This is a genomic window from Kineosporia sp. NBRC 101677, assembly GCF_030269265.1.
In the GTDB taxonomy this organism is placed as follows: domain Bacteria; phylum Actinomycetota; class Actinomycetes; order Actinomycetales; family Kineosporiaceae; genus Kineosporia; species Kineosporia rhizophila.
This window is the reverse complement of the sequence record NZ_BSTA01000020.1, coordinates 25,907-39,232: the sequence shown is the minus strand read 5'-3', so window position 1 is coordinate 39,232 and position 13,326 is coordinate 25,907. Positions and strand designations below refer to the sequence as shown.

12 protein-coding genes are annotated in these 13,326 nt (G+C 63.8%); 6 read left to right on the top strand and 6 right to left on the bottom strand.

Annotation, left to right across the window (positions count from 1 at the left end; all coding sequences use genetic code 11):
- Nucleotides 1–222: 222 nt before the first annotated feature.
- Nucleotides 223–885, top strand: coding sequence for a 2'-5' RNA ligase family protein (locus QSK18_RS34290; RefSeq protein WP_285628239.1), 663 nt, complete (start codon nucleotides 223–225; stop codon nucleotides 883–885).
- Nucleotides 886–1,266: 381 nt separating this feature from the next.
- Here the strand turns inward: QSK18_RS34290 and QSK18_RS34285 are convergent, their stop codons facing one another.
- The 6 genes from QSK18_RS34285 to QSK18_RS34260 all read right to left on the bottom strand — a co-directional run bounded on the left by QSK18_RS34285 (nucleotide 1,267) and on the right by QSK18_RS34260 (nucleotide 7,896).
- Nucleotides 1,267–1,416 (bottom strand): hypothetical protein, encoded by a 150-nt coding sequence (locus tag QSK18_RS34285; protein ID WP_285628234.1) that lies wholly within the window; start codon nucleotides 1,414–1,416, stop codon nucleotides 1,267–1,269.
- 300 nt (nucleotides 1,417–1,716) lie between these two features.
- Complete coding sequence (locus tag QSK18_RS34280; RefSeq protein WP_285628229.1) at nucleotides 1,717–2,397, bottom strand: hypothetical protein; 681 nt, start codon at nucleotides 2,395–2,397, stop codon at nucleotides 1,717–1,719.
- A gap of 456 nt (nucleotides 2,398–2,853) precedes the next feature.
- A complete protein-coding gene (gene murD / locus QSK18_RS34275; protein WP_285628226.1) occupies nucleotides 2,854–4,212 on the bottom strand; it encodes a UDP-N-acetylmuramoyl-L-alanine--D-glutamate ligase in 1,359 nt (452 codons plus the stop codon).
- A 13-nt stretch (nucleotides 4,213–4,225) separates the two neighbouring features.
- Nucleotides 4,226–5,710 (bottom strand): UDP-N-acetylmuramoyl-L-alanyl-D-glutamate--2,6-diaminopimelate ligase, encoded by a 1,485-nt coding sequence (locus tag QSK18_RS34270; RefSeq protein ID WP_285628222.1) that lies wholly within the window; start codon nucleotides 5,708–5,710, stop codon nucleotides 4,226–4,228.
- 120 nt (nucleotides 5,711–5,830) lie between these two features.
- Nucleotides 5,831–7,267, bottom strand: coding sequence for a UDP-N-acetylmuramate--L-alanine ligase (locus QSK18_RS34265; protein ID WP_285628220.1), 1,437 nt, complete (start codon nucleotides 7,265–7,267; stop codon nucleotides 5,831–5,833).
- A 383-nt stretch (nucleotides 7,268–7,650) separates the two neighbouring features.
- Entirely contained in the window at nucleotides 7,651–7,896 is a 246-nt protein-coding gene (locus tag QSK18_RS34260; protein WP_285628218.1) for a DUF397 domain-containing protein, read from the bottom strand.
- A gap of 975 nt (nucleotides 7,897–8,871) precedes the next feature.
- Here QSK18_RS34260 and QSK18_RS34255 point away from each other — a divergent pair.
- The 5 genes from QSK18_RS34255 (at nucleotide 8,872) to QSK18_RS34235 (ending at nucleotide 13,322) form a co-directional block, all read left to right on the top strand.
- Nucleotides 8,872–9,663, top strand: coding sequence for a helix-turn-helix domain-containing protein (locus tag QSK18_RS34255; protein ID WP_285628214.1), 792 nt, complete (start codon nucleotides 8,872–8,874; stop codon nucleotides 9,661–9,663).
- Nucleotides 9,660–9,860, top strand: coding sequence for a DUF397 domain-containing protein (locus QSK18_RS34250; protein ID WP_285628210.1), 201 nt, complete (start codon nucleotides 9,660–9,662; stop codon nucleotides 9,858–9,860). Before QSK18_RS34255 ends, QSK18_RS34250 begins: the two co-directional genes overlap by 4 nt.
- Before the next feature lie 536 nt (nucleotides 9,861–10,396).
- Nucleotides 10,397–11,053 (top strand): hypothetical protein, encoded by a 657-nt coding sequence (locus tag QSK18_RS34245; protein WP_285628208.1) that lies wholly within the window; start codon nucleotides 10,397–10,399, stop codon nucleotides 11,051–11,053.
- A 121-nt stretch (nucleotides 11,054–11,174) separates the two neighbouring features.
- On the top strand, nucleotides 11,175–11,795 hold the full coding sequence (locus QSK18_RS34240; RefSeq protein ID WP_285628205.1) for a hypothetical protein: 621 nt from the start codon (nucleotides 11,175–11,177) through the stop codon (nucleotides 11,793–11,795).
- 945 nt (nucleotides 11,796–12,740) lie between these two features.
- Nucleotides 12,741–13,322 (top strand): SAF domain-containing protein, encoded by a 582-nt coding sequence (locus QSK18_RS34235; protein WP_285628202.1) that lies wholly within the window; start codon nucleotides 12,741–12,743, stop codon nucleotides 13,320–13,322.
- Nucleotides 13,323–13,326 lie beyond the last annotated feature (4 nt).

Here is a 13,326-nt window from a genome sequence, read left to right as displayed (position 1 = left end):
GGCCACTGACGAGCAGCGACAGATCTTCCTCGCCAAAGTTCGATCCGCAGCCCTGGCCCAGAGCGCGAACCCTGGCCCCCACCAGGACGCCTGAGACACTCCTGGCAGCGAAACCCGCTCGCCGCCAATTCATCGACGCATCGCTGCGGCCATTGCTGCTCCTCACGTAGCCTCGGAAGGCAGGGCCAATGCGACACCTCATTACCGGTTGGAGGTGGGGCAATGGAGAGTTTCTTTAACGCGGTCCTGCAGCGGTGGCCGGTAGGTCGCCAGGACTATCATTGGCACATCCTGTGGCCGAACGCGGTCGTCGAGTCCGTGCTCGTGCAGCCGTATCAGGGGTTAACGCACGGCCGTGAGGGCGTTGAGCCGGTGCCTGCTCGGTGGGTGCACCTGACGGTGCTGCATGCCCCGCCGGTCGAAGAGACCAGTCCTGAACAGATAGAGCAAATGATCGCGCTGGTGCGCCAGCAGTGCCCCGCGGTCAGCCCCTGGCAGGCCATCGTGCACCCGCCGTCGGTGGACCGGGTGGGCGTCGCCTGCCGAGTTGAGCCCGAGCCTGAGGCCCGGCAGCTGTGGCAGATCACCCGGGCCGCCACCCGCGAGGTCATGGGAGATCAGGGGCTGACGTACCCGCAGGGTGAATATCACCCCCACACCACACTGGCCTACGGCACCGGCAGCACCCGCCCCGCCGTGGTACGACAGCAGATGAACGCCTGGATGAACAAGCACATCGCCCTGCCACCAGCGAGTCTGGCGGTGACACAACTGTCCCTGGTCCAGCAGTCGCACAACGGCCGGCACATCACCTGGCGCCACGTCGTGGATGTCCCGCTGGCGGGCCAGGCCCGCGGACCAGCAGCCCGGCAGACGCCGCGATGAACAGGTCGATGGACAGGCCAAGATGGGTGTTCAGGCGGCCTTGATCCCTGCAAGGCATCTGCGGTGAGGTGAACGCTGCGCCGCTATGAGATGCCGTGGCTGATCATGGCGCGTTCCTTGGGCTGCGCGCTCGTGACGCCCGGCGATGCCTTCGGTTCTGCCCGTGAAGCCTTGCCTTGCCGGGTCTAGGACCGGCAAGTGGGCGCAATGCTCGCCTCGTGTAAAGGGCGCCTCGGGTGCGATTGGTCGCGCCTGGCCCCCTTGCCTGCCGGGCAAGCGGGGGCGCCTTCGGTCAGAACAGCCGGCCCGCCCCGCGCTGGTTCACCGGCTGCGTCATCGCGCCGAAGGAAGCCCACCCATCATGAGTACCTCGTCGATAACTCACCGCACCCGGCTGATCCCGAACGACCGTAACGTCGTCATCGCCGAGCCCGCATTCGAGCAGCTGGCCGCCTCCATCTCAGCCCGGGCCTCCTGCAGAGCCTGGGCCGTCCCGACCACCGACCCGCCGGCTACTGTCGAATGGCTCAATCCCTCTACCGTCGCAGTCATTGCGTCCGAATGTCCGCGGTTGCGGGGTGCCCTGAAAGCTCTGTGACGACGGCCGCCGCGTCTTTACTGTCCTCGGCCAGGGCGTGCCGGCGCTCGAGCACCGCTCCAAGAGGCGCGGCACGAACACGAAGACGGGCAGCCACAGCAGCAGTAGCTGGGCCGAGTAGATTCGGCGCCGGCGTCTGTTCGTCGACTTCAAGTCCCGGGGAGCGGCCATCTCTTCATTGCTCATTTGAAGGCCCGTGTGCGGACTGGGCGAACCCGGGTTCATGTCGTCCGTCATGACTGGCGCGTCTTGACCTTTATGATCTTGGAGTAGCCCGTCTTGGAGATCGAGTCACCCGGCACCTTCGTCCGCAGCGATACCGTTCCCGTGCGCGCCATGTAGGCCACTTGTGAGTAGCAGCCCACCGTGTCTGTGGAGCCCTTCCCGAGGCGCTTCCAGGACTCGCCCGGCCACTTCTTCTCCCAGACGATGTCCCGGTACTCATCACGCTTGCGGTGGGTCGTCACGCAGCCTTTGAGGGTGAAGTTCTGCCCGACCTTCACCGCCGTCTTGGTCGTACGCAGAGACGCCCGGGTGGTCATCTTGACGACGTTGAACGTGAGGCTGAAGTAGCTCTCGCCGACGGGTTCGTAGTCGTCGTTCGTAACGTTCAGGACGCCGTCCATCGTGAAGCGGCCGGTTAGGTCCTCGTCACACCAGTAGATCGAGGTCTCGCCCCGGTCGGGTCCGTCACCGGACTCGTAGGTGCTGCTGTCGTTGCTGGCTTTAGCTTCGAGGGTCCAGTTGTAGCCGATGGGAATGTCGTCGAGGGCCCAGCGCATCGGGACTTGGATGCAGGTGTCGGTGCTGACGACGGTGGAGGGGATGGAGACGGTGCCGCCGTAGACGGTGTCCGTACTGGCCCGGGCGGGGAGAGCGCTGGCGGTGGACAAGCCAAGGGCGATGACCGCCATGACGGCGCTCGTTCGAAGGGGGTGACGCATGCCCAGATCTTCAGCGGCTGAACGTCAGAACAGGCGTGGTACCGGCTCGTAGTCAGGTAATTAGAGTGTGCCCGCGCGAGCGAACGGGTGAAGCACTCAACGGGACGTGGCGGGATAAGGATGGACTTGGCCTCGCGAGGATCGTCGTTCTCCTCGACACGAACTACGCGGAGACGAGCCGGTTCGGCGGCCCGGGGCAAATTTGGCCGTCTCGAAGGTGTTCACTGCTGACTGCGCCGCAGTTGTCGCCGGGCTGGATGCCGTGAACGCTGCGAAGGAGTCTCAGGATCTGCGGGCGATCACCGCGGCCAGCCTGCCCGCCGACGTCGCCACGCTGGGTATCGGGTGCTGGCTACGTGGAACGAGCGTCGCGCACAAGACCCTAGAACTGATGGCTGACGGTCTCCTGGCGCTTTCGCGTGCTGATCAAAGGGATAGGACGAACTCTTTGAAGAGCGAGCCCCGGGTCAGGTAGTCCGGTTCAGCTTTCGGTGAGTAGACGCCAGGGCTGTAGATGACCACATCGCCTGACCGGGCTTGGTGGCCTGCCATCGTGATGGCTTCGAGGAACTGGTCGACGACTGTGATGTCGGCAGGGGGCAGACGGTGGGATAGGGCAGCGGCCAGGTCTGTGGAGCTGTTACCGAAGAGCACAGCCCTGCTCAGGGGCCCAAGGTTGCCGTTGGCCACGGCGGTGAAGTCTGTCTGCTTGGTGTCATCGCCGCCGGCGATGAGCATGACCGGCCGATTTGGGAAGGAGTTGATGGCGTGCAGGAGTGACCAGGGGTTCGTCGACTTGGCATCGTTGATGAAAGTGATCTTGTTACGGCTGGTGACGAATTCCAGGGTGTGCTCTCGTCCGTTGAAAGTGGAGGCGGCGGTCTGGACGGCGGCGTCCGGGGCGCCAGATGCGATGGCAGCCGCAGCCGCGGTGATGACGCTGGGCAGCGTGCCTGGTGCCTTGAGGCTGCCCCGGTTCATGATCGCCCGTTCGTGGCCACCCAGTCGCGCTATGAGTTGGTTCTTTGTTAGATAAACGCCTTCGACTCCCCGCGGAAGAGAGCCGTTGGCGCTGGTATAGACAATGTTGCCGCGGGCATTGGCTGTTACTTGACGTGCGCCGAGGTCGTGTATCGGCGCGATCGTCCAGCTGTCCGAGTCGTGATTACGCACGATGCGTGACTTCAGCTCCAGGTAGGTGGGCCACGAATATAGGTTGTTGTGTTCGGGTCTGATGTTGGTGATGACCGCGACCTGCGGTGCGAACGTCTTAGTATTCTCGAGCTGCCCGGCGGATACCTCCAGAACGAGTAGGTTGCGTGGCGACAAAGTGTTAATGGCCCCGGCCAGGGGGATGCCCATGTTCCCGGCCAGTGCCGTGGTCCGGCCGTCCGCTGTATGCATGCGGGAGATGAGTTCGCTCGTCGTGCCTTTGCCGTTGGTGCCGGTGACGGCAACGATCGGGCAGGGGGTGAGGCGGCCGGCTAGTTCGATCTCGCTCCAGACCGGAATGCTGGCGGCCTTGGCCTTGAGCAGTACGGGATGGTGGGCAGGAATGCCAGGACTGCGGACTACGAGGTGGTGTCCGTTCAGGTCGTAGTCGTCGGCACCGAAGGTGAACGTGACGCCGTAGCGGTTCAGGCGCGTTATGGAGGTTTCGAAGTGTGGTGCAGTTCTCCGGTCGTAGACGGTGACCTGTGCGCCGTTTCGGGCGCACATCTCGGCGGCTGATTCGCCTGAGATTCCCAGGCCCAGGACGACGGTGCGGAGGTTTTCGAGGATCAAAGGTTCTCCCGGGTCAGGTGTGAGCGCCCGTCAGTGCTCGCACGACGGCTGCGTCGTCGAATGGAATGACCGACTCGCCGATCAGCTGGTAGGCCTCGGATCCCTTGCCGGCCAGAAGGATGGTGTCGTCGGGGCCAGCGAGGTTGATGGCCTTGCTGATGGCCTGGCGTCGGTCGGTGACACGCTCGAAGGTCGTTGCGGTGGGGCGGATCCCGGCTTCGATCTGGTCGATGATCTGCTCGGGATTCTCAGAGCGCGGATTGTCGCTGGTGATGATGACGTGGTCGGACAGTTGTCCTGCGATGTGGCCCATGGGGGCACGTTTGCTGGGGTCACGGTCGCCGCCGCAACCAAAAACGGTGAGGAGGCGTCCAGTTGTGACGGATCGCAGCGTTCGCAGGACTTTCTCCAAAGAGTCAACGGAGTGCGCGTAGTCGACAATTACCGTGGTCCCGGAAGCCAGGCGGATCGTTTCCATCCGGCCAGGGATCTGGGGAAGGTGCCTCAGCGCGTCCAGTGCGGGCTTGATCTCGTATCCGAGTCGGTGGCAGACGGCGAGCGCGGCCAGGGCGTTGGCGACGGCAAACTCACCAGGCACGGGTAGGTAGGCGTCGTGTGGCTCTTGCCCGTGGATTAGCTCGAAACGGGTCCCAGCGGGGGAGACTTGAGCGTTACGGGCGGTGAGGTGAGCTGGTGTTTCGAGGGCGTAGGTGGTCGCAGCGGGCATTAGCTCCAGGATGCGCTCGCTGACCGGGTCGGCTTTGTTGATGACGGCCGACTGGGACAGGCCCTGGAAGAGCAGGAGCTTGGCCTTGAGGTAGGCGTCCATGGTGCCGTGGTCGTCGAGATGGTCCGGGCTGAGGTTGGTGAAGACTCCGACATCGGTGAAGGCGTGATCGATGCGGTGTTGCAGCAGCGCCATAGAGGAGGCTTCCACGATGACGGTCGTGACGCCTCGGTCGGCCATGTAGCGCAGGATCTCCTGGAGTTCGGCGGCTGGGGGAGTGGTGGGTGTGCTCGTGGCGATCGGTACCGGCTGCCCGTCGATCCGGGCGCCTCCGGTACCGATCACCCCTACAGTCCCTTCGCCCAGGTGTCCCAGGACGGACTCCAGAATGCTCGCGGTGGAGGTCTTGCCGTTGGTTCCGGTGATTGACACGACCTGCATCTGCCGGCCTGGCTCGTTCCAGTAGCGACAGGCCACCAGTGATATGGCCTGCAGGGTGTCCGGTACGCGCACGATGCAGGCCCCTGTCAGCACCGAGGCAATGGAGTCAGAGACGTCGATGCGGTCGCTGACCAGGCAGGCAGCGGCGCCCGCGGCTACGGCCTCGGTGATGTGTTCGTGGCCGTTGTTGCGGCGGCCGCTCAGGGCCACGAACAAGGATCCGGGCACGATGTTGCGCGAGTCGCTGATGACCCCGCCGGTGATATCAACATCGGGTTCACCTGCGAGTACCTGGTAGCTGGATCCGGCGAGCATCCTGGACAGTTGCATTGATCCTCATCTCACGTGCCTGCGTTGCTGATCGTCATTGGGGGGTCAGTCTGGCGGACCCCGGGGCCGGGTTCAGGAGGCCAGTGCACGGGGCACCGGCCTTGGTTCAACGTCCTGCATTCAGCAAGACTGCCCGTAGGCTTGGCGGTAGGCGGTGGCTACCGGCGTGATATCGGCAGGGCCGATGGTGATGAGGGCATCGCCCGGACGCAGTTGGCCTCGCACCAGGCGCCGCAGTTCGTCGTAGGCGGGGCGCCCGTTGACGTCGGGTACGTACTCGACGTTTCGCCCTCGGGAAGCGATGTTCTGGGCGAGCTTGCTGGCGTGCATGCCGTGATCGGTGCGGTCTCGGCCGGGAAAGATGTCGGTAAGGAAGATCCGTTCCTGAGGGCGGAAAACCTCGGCGTATTGCCCGAAATGGTCTCGTACACGGGTGAAACTGTTGGGCCGCAGAACTACGACGATGCGGTGCGGGCCCACCACGGTGCGCAGGGCGTCCATCGTCGCCGAGGCTTCGTGCGGAGTGCAGGCCAGGTCGTCCCAGATGCTGACTCCGTCCACGGTCCCTATTGGTTGCAGACGGCGGGGCGCACCCTTGAACCCGTTGAGCGCGGTGATGGCCTGTTCGGCGGGCAGGCCCAGGTCACAGGCGGCCGCGAACGCGGTAGCCACGTTGGTGATGTTGTGCTTGCCCAGCAACGCTGGTGAAAGGACATGGGATCCCAGCGGGCTATGGATAGAAAAGGTCCAGCGGCCTTCCTCGCACCGCACATCGCGGATGCGGTAGTCGGCAGCCGCGGAGAATCCGACACCGACTCGCCTGACTCCTGCCTCGGTGTGCAGAGTGCGCGCGTGGGGATCGTCGGACGACACGATGAGCGTTCCGCCGGGAACGATGCGATAAACGAACCGCTGGAAGGCCTCAGCCATGGCCGTTGTACCGGCCGGGTAGTAGTCGCCGTGATCGGGTAGGACGTTCAGGACCACCGCGGTGGTGGGTTGCAGATACCTGAAAGCTTCGTGATATTCGCAGGCCTCAGCCACGAAGGTGCTGGTGCCCCCGTTGTAGTAGTTGCCGCCCTCGGTGAAGGGCGCCGCACGCGTCCCGACCGAGACGGTGGGATCCTCGCCGCAGGCGAGCAGTGTGTGACCGATCAGAGACGTGGTGGTTGTCTTTCCGCTCGTGCCGGCCACAGCGACCCGGGTGAGGGCCTGTTGCATCAGGACTGCTAGCACTTCGGCGCGGTCGATGATGGGGATGCCCATACGTCGGGCTTGCACGAGCTCGGGGGTGTCCGCAGGGATGGCCGCGACAGTGGAGACGACGGCTTGGGTGCTGGCCCGCATGTTGGAGGCGTCGTGAGAATGGAAGACCTCCACACCTCGCGAGGCAAGGTATCGGAGTTCTGTTTCGGCGCCGGTGTCTGAACCGGCGATCATGAAATCTCGTTCCAGCAGCAACAAGGCCAGGCCACTCATGCTGCAGCCGCCGACGCCCACGAAATAGATCGGCCGCTCGGGATCAAAAGTGTTCCAGTTCAGTGTCTTTGTGTGCACGGGGAACTCCTGCCTTGAGGGAGTAGAAATGGGCGGTCGTGGAGGAACCGTTGGGAGGGCATGGGAGGGGCGCCGTCGCGGTGGCGCTTTCTTGGGTGCTGGTGGGCACGCCGACTGCGGCACGTCGGCCAGCGCGTGCAGCAACAGGTACAAGCCCGCTCTCGTCTTTGCGGCTTGGGGCGGGGGCGACGTTGATCGAGTCCTGGTTCGTATTTCGATGGGTTCGCTCAAGCATGAGGAGGTATCTGAGACAAAATGATTCAGTCTTAGGTCAAGCTCACTTGCCCTAGTAGGCAACCGCGTCCTCTTGTCGAGTTATGTCGGATGTCCTGTGGTGCAGCGGCTTTGCATCAGGCTACGGCGTGTGAAACATGTAACGCTTTTCAGGGATGCGTGATTGCCTTATCGAACATGGACATGGGTGGGCGGTCGAACTCGCCGTTCAGGACGGCGCGCACGAACGCCTCCCATGCTTGCGGCAGGAAAGTCAGGATGGGGCCGGTCCCGCGTGCTCTGGAGTCGCGAACGTAGATGGAGCCATCAACGGCGAACTTCACTTCGACACCGTCGGTGCCCGGGTCGCTCTCTTCGGCCTTGAACCATTGATCGATGGGTGCTTGTGGCGACATGAGAACTCCTTCGTTCGCGTTAGCAATGGGCCGCCGCCCCGGCCAGGGCGGAGGGATGCCCGACGCGGCATCGGCATGGATCCGGTGCGGCGGGCCAGGGCGGCGGCGTGGGATGCCCCGGGGCGTGACGAGGGTGATACAGAGCCTCGCCTCCGGTCCGGGGCAGTCAGTAGCCCGAGTCGGTCAGGCAGCGGAAACGCGCTGCTGCGGCATTGACCTGACGGGCTCGGGGTTGTCCTTGGCGTCCCGGTCAGAAGCCCGGGCTCGTGCCTCGTTGACGCGAATCAGCGCCACCAAGGCGGCAAGTCGCGCTATGGGCACTGTCCGCGGTCTGAGTGCCTTCTCGTCACGTGGTGGATCGGAAGCCATATTGCTCCTTAGCAGGATGCGTTTCGTTTGATGTGCGCCTCCCGGCTGTCCACACCAGAGGCGCTGTGTCCTCTTCCCCGCTCCCGACCTCAGGTGGCTGAAGGGCGAGGTAGAGCGCCCGGCCAACCCGTAGCTTCTGAGCCGGACACAACTGCTGATAGACGCTCTCCAGTCCGTACCGATGCTGTTCTCCGACCGAGTGATCCGCCCGGTGTTCTTGCCAGTACCCGACGGTCGCGACGGATAGTCCGAGGGCTCCCGCCAGGCCGGCGCTTCCGAGGCCGGAGCCATCGACGAGCGCCGTCACGTGTTGGCCAGTCCAGACCACGAAGAGGCTTGTTCGCTCTGTCGTCGCTGCACCCGCAGTGGTGGTTGAAGCCATCCCCGTCACTCCTTTGACTTGCCTGGAACGGTCGAATGTTCACCTGCCGATTCGGTGCCGTCGGTGCGACCTGGCATCAACCTTGGGGGAGGCAACTCCACTTGATGGCTATTCAGTTTGGATGGGAGAACAGAATTGCCATTCAAAATGAATGGTCGAATCTGAATGCTCCAAATCTGTGACATGGTTACTTCATGGCACGGGGATCAGGGCAGGCGTGGTCGGTGAAGCTGGAACTGTCGGACGAGCTACGGCTTGCCCGGGAACGATGCGGCAAGACGCCTGGTGATGTCGTGGCCACGGGCATCTGCAGCCAGCCCAAGCTCTGGAGACTGGAACACGGGGTAGGCCCCTGGAAGGTCTCAGACATGACCGCGCTCGGATTCCTCTACGACGTCCCCACCCTGCATCGCGCTCTGTGGGAGGAGATGGCACGCGCCACGAAGAGCGACGACACCAGCTGGGCCGAAGGCGCCAACGCCGCCAGCCCCGCACGCTTCGGTCTTTACCTGCGCATGGAGCGACGCGCAACCAGACTGAAAGTGGTCACCCTTGATCTGGTGCACGGCCTCGTGCAGACCGAAGAGCACCACCGGGCCATGCTCGATGCCTGGCCGATGGACAGCCCTGCAGCCGAAGACGAGGCTGTCCGATCACGACAGGAACGCCAGGCCGCCTTCTGGGACCGCAAGGACGTCAGCCTTGAACTCGTCATGTCCGAGGTAGCCCTCCGACACCAGATCGGTACCCCGGCAGTCGTAGATCGCCAGGTCAACAGGTTGCGCGAGCTCGCTGGCCGGCCCGGCGTCAGCGTCCTCATCATCCCCATCGACTGCCCACCACACGGTGGCATGAGCGGGCCATTCACATTGATCGAGACACCACAGGGCGGATGCTCCTACGTGGAGCACATCAACGGCGGTCAGTTACTCTCGGACCCTGAGATAGTCAAGCGGTTCGACAATGCGGCGACTCAGGCGGCAGCGGTCGCACAGGACATCAGGGAGTGGCAGTGAACGGCGACACCCAGTGGCAGAAGGCCACCAAGTCTGGCCAGAACGGCGACTGCGTGGAGGCACGACGCCAGAACGGCCAAATCCAGATTCGGGACTCTAAGAACCCGAACGGCCCAATCCTGACCTTCACGCAGGCGGAATTCGCAGCATGGATCGAGGGTGCGGCAAGAGGAGAGTTCAACCACCTCGCATCCTGAGGTTTCGACGAGAGGTCCCCGGCATATAGACGGGGACCTCTCGCATGTCTCAAGCCAGGTGCTTCCACGCCCAGCGGCGACCAACGAGGGGGCGAGCTCCAGCGGGCAACGCTGGTCGTGTTCGGAGATCGCCTTCGAGGCCATCGTGGTTGGCGACCACCGCCGTTCGGCCACACCCGCCTTGGACGGCGTCACCGAGCGGCCCGCCATAGGGGGCGAGAGCCGCCCAGTTCCGCTCAAGCATGAAGCATCGGCATAAGCCCAGATCAAAGGCCAGTCGAACATTGTGTGGACGGTCCCCGAGCTGCACTGAATGCATAGACATCCAGTAGCTACGGGCAGGAGCCACGATGTTGCACCACCGCACTCCACGATGGACGGGCCGTCGCGCCACCGGTCGCGCCTCCAGGCGCCGAGTCGCAGCGCTCGTGGTCGGGGTCGGGGGCATCCTGGCCCTCCTCCTGGTTGGACTGATCCTCTCCGTCGCTTCATTCTTCGGCGCTGGCGACGACCCGGACCGAGATGCCAGCCTTCCGATGCCCGGACGAGTCAACGGCCTGTCCGTTACCAGGGCGGCCACGCTCGATCCGGTAATGGATGAGTCGGCAGGCTCGGCGAGGGCGCGTTCCGGCCGCAGCGCTCCGACCAGCGCGGGTGCGCTTCCATTCAATGATGCAGCGCCCATCGTGTTGCCGGCCTCGACCGCGCTGGGACCCGACGGGGTTGTGACCGGTTATCCGCGAACGGCCGAGGGTGCGCTGGCGCAGCTCGTCGCTATCGATCTCGCGATCCTGAAGCAGCCCACGCATCGGATGGCACACATCCTGCGCACCTGGTCAGCTGGCGGCACAGATGGCCAAGAAGTCCCCTTCACGGCACTGCGCGACGCGACCAAGGGAAGCCGTGGTCCGGTGCGAGCATCGAATTCGGGCGCCCGCTTCTGGCTGATGGGAAACATCCGCACCTCACAGCCGTCGCAGAAGCACGATGTCTGTCTGGCTGTGGGTCTTCGGCAACCCCAGGTGCAGCCGGCGGCCGTTCACTGCGCATCCATGACTTGGGAGCACGGGCACTGGGCCATCCAGTCCGGTGGCGCTGTCGAGCCGGCCCGGGAAGGGTTGCGATCCCTCGACGATGGGATCGAGGTCGGGTTTCGTCTTCTGCAAGGATCAGCGGCTCCTGACCAGCGCTAACACCCCTGGACACGCCCTCGGACCATGGGCGCGGAAGACACGAGCGGGTCACAGATGTCCGAATTGTGTTGACATTAATTGATGGCTCACAGTAAACGATTGACTGCGCAAAGCATGGATCTTGCTGTCGGTGAATGGAGACATGGTGCACATGCGGATCGGCGCAGCGCTCGCTGCAGCCATGGCGCTAGGTCTTGCGGCAGGTTGCTCGGGCTCTGAAAGTCCGGACAGCCCGCCAGCGTCTTCGTCGTCGCCGACTATGTCGCCAGTTCCCTCGGTCAGTGTTGATCCTGAGGTGCAGAAGGCCCTGGATGCGTACGACAAATTCACACGCGCCTCCAATCAGGCGCACGAGCACCCCGTCGCAAAAGGTGAGGTCCTACCTAAGTCCGCGGACTTTGAGCGATGGTCGTTCGATCCGCTCAGAATCGAAACGCTGGCCTTCGTTCATGCGCTTGCCGCGTATCGCGCCCAGTTTCGAGGAGAACAGCCTCAGTCGAACGTCACGGTGCAGCAGGTCAATTTGGGTGAATCTCCTTATCCGACTGTGGTGCTCGGCGATTGTGTTGTTCCTCAGGGAGAGTACGTCCCGTACAGCACCGTCACAGATAAGAAGCTGCGACTCACGCAAGGTGAAGACCTAGAAGGTCCCTACCTAAGAACGATCGAGATGATCGCAGTCGACGGGAAGTGGGGTGCGCGCTCCGTTGACGTCGGTGATGAAGGTTCGTGCCAGCCGTGACGCGCCGCTGCTCCTTATGGCTGTGCTGACCCTGCTCTGTCTCGTGCCGTCACAACAATCTGCGGCGGCTGACAAGCCTGGGGGAGGGGAAGAGGCGCTGTGTAGCAAGTTCATGAAACGGTGCTTCGCGGCCGCTCAATCGGAAGACGTGACAGGTCCTCTCGTCCTAGTGACGGAAAAGGACTCACCAGGGACAGGTAAGGCCGTAGTGCCGCAGCGAATTAGCAAAAGGGATGTATGTGAGACGCAGCGGTTGGTACCTCAGCCCCCTCACAGTGATCCGGTCTGGCGTGGAAACTCAACGGGGGCAATATATGTTCAAGGTTGTCCGTTTACGAAAGATGCAGAACCGCTGACCACGGTCTTCTGGGCTCCTGGCGAGGAAGCGGCCGAGATTGAGTTAGTGGATCCCATCGTGCTTGCGCTGCAGGCGCGAGACGGCCTGCGTCTGCCCCGTCCTCAGGGCCGCCGCTCCCCGAGCGGGCAGACCTTTGTCAATGAATACACCTGGTTCTGGTTGCCGGGCGGGTGGAAAGACTTGACCGCAACGGCACGCGCTGGCGCGGTCTGGGCGACAGTAACGGCGAAACCCAGGGAGATGAGAGTGTCGGCCGGCGGGGATGTGGGCGGGACTACCTGTTCTGGGCCGGGTCGTGCGTGGACGCCGACTGACGGAGCTGGTGCTCCTTCTGACGGTGGGTGTGCGCTGGTTTTCAAGGCGTCGGGAACGTTCGACGTAAACGTTGCTGTCCCGTACGACGTCTCCTGGACGGGGTCAGGAGGCGCGGGTGGGGACTTGGGTGTGATCACGGCTGAGGGACAGGATGCAGTGACGGTGCTGGAGGCGGTTTCGGTGAGTCGGTCATGACGACGTCCCCGTTCGGTGTTCCGGGTGCGCCACGGCGTCAGCCAAAGCCCCTGCGGCGCTGGCGACCTGCCCGAATCGTGGCCACGCTGGTGTTGTGTGTGGCTGTCGCCTCGGTCGTGGGTCTGCTGGTGGTGCGCTCGGGGGCCAAGACGCCCGTCCTGGTCCTGGCCAATCGTGTACCGGAGTCCCAGGTCATCACCCGGGAGGACCTGACCACGGCGGCTGTGGCCGGTGACGTTTCCGCAATTTCAGCGGAGAGCATCGAGCAGGTGGTGGGTCAGCGAGCGGTCTACACGTTGGAGGCCGGGGCAATCCTGCAGGCTCAGGCGCTCGCTCCGGCGCAGGACCCGAATGCCACGCAGGCCAGTGTCGGGGTGTCGGTGGCTGCCGGTTTGGCGCCAAAGGGTTTGCGGGCTGGTGATCGGGTGCAGGTTCTGCAGATCCCTGAACCCGACAACGGCTCGGATGAGGATGGTTTCGGTTCGTCGGCGAGCGCCACGCTCTTGGCGGACGGGGCGTTGATCACGGACGTGGTCGAGGATTCGAGTAGTTCGGGGGATCTGTTGGTGACGATGCGGGTGGCTCCGGATGCCGGTGCTTCGCTGATGGTGGCCAGCAGCCGGGGGCAGGTGGGTTTGATGAAGGTCGGCGCGGCTTGAGGGC

Coding starts and splice junctions, on each gene's coding strand:
- QSK18_RS34290 (WP_285628239.1), top strand. CDS start 223: ATGGAGAGTTTCTTTAACGCGGTCCTGCAGCGGTGGCCGGTAGGTCGC.
- QSK18_RS34280 (WP_285628229.1), bottom strand. CDS start 2,397: ATGGCGGTCATCGCCCTTGGCTTGTCCACCGCCAGCGCTCTCCCCGCC.
- QSK18_RS34245 (WP_285628208.1), top strand. CDS start 10,397: ATGCCCGGACGAGTCAACGGCCTGTCCGTTACCAGGGCGGCCACGCTC.
- QSK18_RS34260 (WP_285628218.1), bottom strand. CDS start 7,896: ATGTCGCCACAAGCACCCATCGATCAATGGTTCAAGGCCGAAGAGAGC.
- QSK18_RS34270 (WP_285628222.1), bottom strand. CDS start 5,710: ATGCAACTGTCCAGGATGCTCGCCGGATCCAGCTACCAGGTACTCGCA.